At 71.7% G+C, this 3,619-nt stretch carries 5 protein-coding genes; 2 read left to right on the top strand and 3 right to left on the bottom strand.

Features of this window, described 5'->3' with window-relative positions; genetic code table 11:
* Window positions 1-312 (bottom strand): thiamine pyrophosphate-binding protein (locus VHK87_RS13780; protein ID WP_329635461.1); only part of this gene is annotated, 312 nt, incomplete at its 3' end.
* A 178-nt stretch (window positions 313-490) separates the two neighbouring features.
* A complete protein-coding gene (gene miaA, locus VHK87_RS13785) occupies window positions 491-1,423 on the bottom strand; it encodes a tRNA (adenosine(37)-N6)-dimethylallyltransferase MiaA (protein WP_329635462.1) in 933 nt (310 codons plus the stop codon).
* On the opposite strand from miaA, the gene serB reads away from it, so the two are divergent.
* Both serB and VHK87_RS13795 read left to right on the top strand, forming a co-directional pair.
* Window positions 1,422-2,315, top strand: coding sequence for a phosphoserine phosphatase SerB (gene serB, locus VHK87_RS13790; protein WP_329635463.1), 894 nt, complete (start codon window positions 1,422-1,424; stop codon window positions 2,313-2,315). The two genes, miaA and serB, sit on opposite strands and share 2 nt — an antisense overlap.
* 49 nt (window positions 2,316-2,364) lie before the next feature.
* Window positions 2,365-3,021, top strand: coding sequence for an HAD family phosphatase (locus VHK87_RS13795; RefSeq protein WP_329635464.1), 657 nt, complete (start codon window positions 2,365-2,367; stop codon window positions 3,019-3,021).
* A gap of 9 nt (window positions 3,022-3,030) precedes the next feature.
* Here the strand turns inward: VHK87_RS13795 and VHK87_RS13800 are convergent.
* Window positions 3,031-3,619: protease modulator HflC (locus tag VHK87_RS13800; protein ID WP_329635465.1), on the bottom strand; the 589-nt coding region annotated here is incomplete at its 5' end.

Genomic DNA, 3,619 nt, shown 5'->3' on the forward strand with positions numbered 1-3,619 from the left:
GATGGAGTCCATCAGCGCATCGACGATGCCGGTGACCGCGTTGGTCGCGCCCGGGCCGGAGGTGACCAGCACGACGCCGGGCTTGCCGGTCGAGCGGGCGTAGCCCTCGGCCGCGTGGGTCGCGCCCTGCTCGTGGCGGACCAGCACGTGCCGCAGCTTCGGCTCGGCGAACAGCGCGTCGTAGATCGGCAGCACCGCTCCGCCCGGATAGCCGAACAGCACCTCGACGCCCTGGTCGAGGAGCGCGCGGACCACGATCTCGGCCCCGGTCAGGGTTTCGGCGTCGGCTTCGATGGTCTGGTGGGCGGTCATTGGGGCAGGCCTTGAGGGGTAGGATTGGGCAACAAAAAAGGCCCGCGAGGGGCCTGGTGCAAGCGACCGTACGCGGTCCTGACGGGGGTCAGGCCGTTACCGGTCGCCTCGAAACTACAAGCATCTCGCGCACGAGATTTCTCTCCAACTGAGCTGGAGAGGTCATCGCATGCCGCCATCAAGGCGTCAAGGCGGGCTCCAGCGCAAGAAACTGCCTCCACTGCGCCTCCGGCTCCAGGGCGGTGATGCGCGGCCAGCCGCTCATGCGATGCCGCAGCCAGGTGCTCTGGCGTTTCACATAGCGGCGGGTCTCCCGCTGGGCAGCGGCCAAAGCGGCTTCGAGGTCGGTGCGGCCGGCGATGTGGTCGGCCAGTTCGCGGACTCCCACCGCCTTCATGACCGGCAGGTCGGGCGCGAGGCCGCGGGCTATCAGCGCCCGGACCTCGTCCAGCGCGCCGTGCTCCACCATCCACTCCAGCCGCGCGTCGCAGCGGGCGTAGAGCGCGGCGCGCGGCGGCTCCAGCACCACCTCGCGCCAGCTGCCCGGCGCCAGCACGGGCCGGGTCCGCGCCTGCCATTCGGTGAGCGAGACGCCGCTCGCCGCGTGCACCTCCCAGGCGCGGCACAGGCGTTGGCGGTCGCCCGGCGCGATCCTGGCCGCCGCCTCGGGATCGACGCCGGCCAGCCGCTCGCGGAAGGCCGCTTCCCCGAGCGCGTCGTAGTCCTCGGCGGTCTGGGCGCGGGCCTCGGCTGGCACTTCCGGAACGTCGGCGAGGCCCTCGGTGAGGGCGGCGAAGTAGAGCCCCGTGCCGCCGGCGACGATGGCCGGCGCCCCACGGGCGAGGATCTGCGCGATCAGCGGTTCGGCCGCCCGCACCCACCGCCCCACCGACCAGGCCTCGGCGGCGTCGGCGACGCCCATCAGGTGGTGGGGCGCTTCGCCCGCCAGCTCCTCAGGCGAGGGGCGGGCGGTCAGCACCTGGAGGTCGCGGTAGAGCTGCATGGAGTCGGCGCCCACGACCTCGCCGCCGCTCTCGCGCGCAAGCTTCGCCGCGAGGGCGGACTTGCCGCTTGCGGTCGGGCCGGCGATCAGCCAGATGCGGGGCTCCATGCAGCTCGCCCTCACCGTCGTCGGCCCCGAGCGCGACGCCCTCGCCTTTGGCCAGTCCAGAATCCTCGCAGCGCTGAAGGACGTGCGCGCTCGCGTCAAGGAGCCTCGGCCGCTGGGCGAGGCCGCCGTCGACCTGATCCTCGACGCGGCGGAGCTCGCCGAAGTGCGCACCGCCGCGCTGCAGGCCGTCGAGGGCGCGCCGGTCGACGTCGTCGTCCAGCCGCTGGAGGGCCGCAGGAAGCGGCTGTTCGTGGCCGACATGGACTCCACCATCATCGGCTGCGAGTGCCTGGACGAGCTGGCCGACTACGCCGGCAAGAAGGCCGAGATCGCCGCCATCACCGAGCGGGCCATGCGCGGCGAGCTGGAGTTCGAGGGCGCCCTGCGCGAGCGGGTGGCGATGCTGAAGGGGCTGTCCGTCATGGCTCTCCAGTCCGCCTACGACGAGCGGGTCCGGCTGAACCCGGGCGCCCGCACCCTGGTCCGCACCATGGCCGCCGACGGGACCCGCTGCCTGCTGGTCTCCGGCGGGTTCACCTTCTTCACCTTGCGGGTGGCCGAGGCCGCCGGCTTCCACGCCCAGCGGGCCAACACCCTGGGCGAAGGGGAGGGGGCGCTCACCGGCCTGGTCGGCGAGCCGATCCTGGGCCGCGAAGCCAAGCTCGCCGCGCTGACCGAGGAGGCCGCGGCCCTGGGCCTCGATCTCTCGGCCACCATGGCCGTCGGCGACGGCGCCAACGACCTGGCGATGATCAAGGCCGCGGGCCTGGGCGTCGCCTACCGCGCCAAGCCCATCGTGGCCGCCGAGGCCGACGCCAAGGTCGACTTCGCGGACCTCACCGCGCTGCTCTACTTCCAGGGCTACCGTGCCGAAGAGTTCGTAACGGACTGACGCAACGGTTGATTTCGCGCCCGGCCCGAACGCCGTTACAGGCCCGGCCATGAGCCTTCCGAGACAAGTCCGCGCCGTCGTCTTCGACATGGACGGCCTGCTGTTCGACACCGAGACCCTCTACTTCGAGGCGATGAAGCAGGCGGCGGCGGAGATCGGCCGCGAGATGCCGCTGGATCTCTTCCGCAGCATGGTTGGCCTGACGGGGGAGGGCAGTGCGGAGCAGATGCGCGCCCACTACGGCCGCGAGTTCGCGGTGGAGGCGTTCTGGGCCGACTCAGGCAAGCGGTTTCGGGCGATGGCGGAGACGCAGTTGTGCCTGAAGGCCGGCGTCGTCGAGCTTCTCGATCACCTCGACCATCTGGGCCTGCCGCGCGCCATCGCCACCTCCTCGGGGCGCGGCACCGTGGACCATCACCTGGCAGCTCAGAATATGACTGAGCGCTTCCACGCGATCGTGGCGCACGGCGACTATGAGAGGGGCAAGCCTGCGCCGGACCCGTACCTCAGGGCCGCCGAGCGGCTCGCCGTCGATCCGGCTGACTGCCTCGCCCTGGAGGACTCCCACAACGGCGTCCGGGCGGCGTCCTCGGCCGGGATGATGACCATCATGGTCCCCGACCTGCTCGACCCCACCGACGAGATGCACGGCCTGTGCGTCCGCATCGCCCGCGACCTGCACGAGGTGAGGGGGCTACTCAGCTAGCCTGAACCGCTAGCCCCCCGGCCCGCGCTCGAAGTAGCGGAAGAACTCGCTGTCGGGGGAGAGCACCATCGTCGTGTCGCCCTGGCCGAAGGCGGCCTCGTAGGCCTGCATCGAGCGGTAGAAGCTCGCGAAACCCGGGTCGCGGCCGAAGCTGTCGGCGAAGATGCGGGTCCGCTGGGCGTCGCCCTCGCCTCGGGTGCGATCGCCTTCCTCGGTGGCGGTCGCCAGGGTGATCGAGACCTCCTTGTCGGCCGAGGCGATGATCTCGCGCTTGCGCTGCTCGCCGCCGGCGCGGATCTGGGCCGCCTCCTGCTGACGCGAGGTCTGCATGCGGCGGAACACCGCCGCCTGGTTGGCCTGGGGCAGGTCGGCGCGCTTGATGCGCACGTCGATGATCTGGATGCCCAGCCGCGAGCTCTCGGCCCGGGTCGCCACGTCCTGCAGGATCCGCTGCATCAGCTGGCCGCGCCGGCCCGAGATGATGTCCGTCGAGGTGGCGGTGCCGAGCACCTGGCGGAGCGAGGAGTTCACCAGCCGCTCGATGCGGTCGGCGGCGATCCGCTCCTCGCGCAGGGTGCGGTAGTACTGCAGGGGATCG

It is taken from the genome of Phenylobacterium sp., from assembly GCF_036263695.1.
Classification (GTDB): domain Bacteria; phylum Pseudomonadota; class Alphaproteobacteria; order Caulobacterales; family Caulobacteraceae; genus Phenylobacterium.

Excerpts from the sequence above, each read along its gene's own strand:
- serB (WP_329635463.1), top strand. The coding sequence starts at position 1,422 with ATGCAGCTCGCCCTCACCGTCGTCGGCCCCGAGCGCGACGCCCTCGCC.
- VHK87_RS13795 (WP_329635464.1), top strand. The coding sequence starts at position 2,365 with ATGAGCCTTCCGAGACAAGTCCGCGCCGTCGTCTTCGACATGGACGGC.
- miaA (WP_329635462.1), bottom strand. The coding sequence starts at position 1,423 with ATGGAGCCCCGCATCTGGCTGATCGCCGGCCCGACCGCAAGCGGCAAG.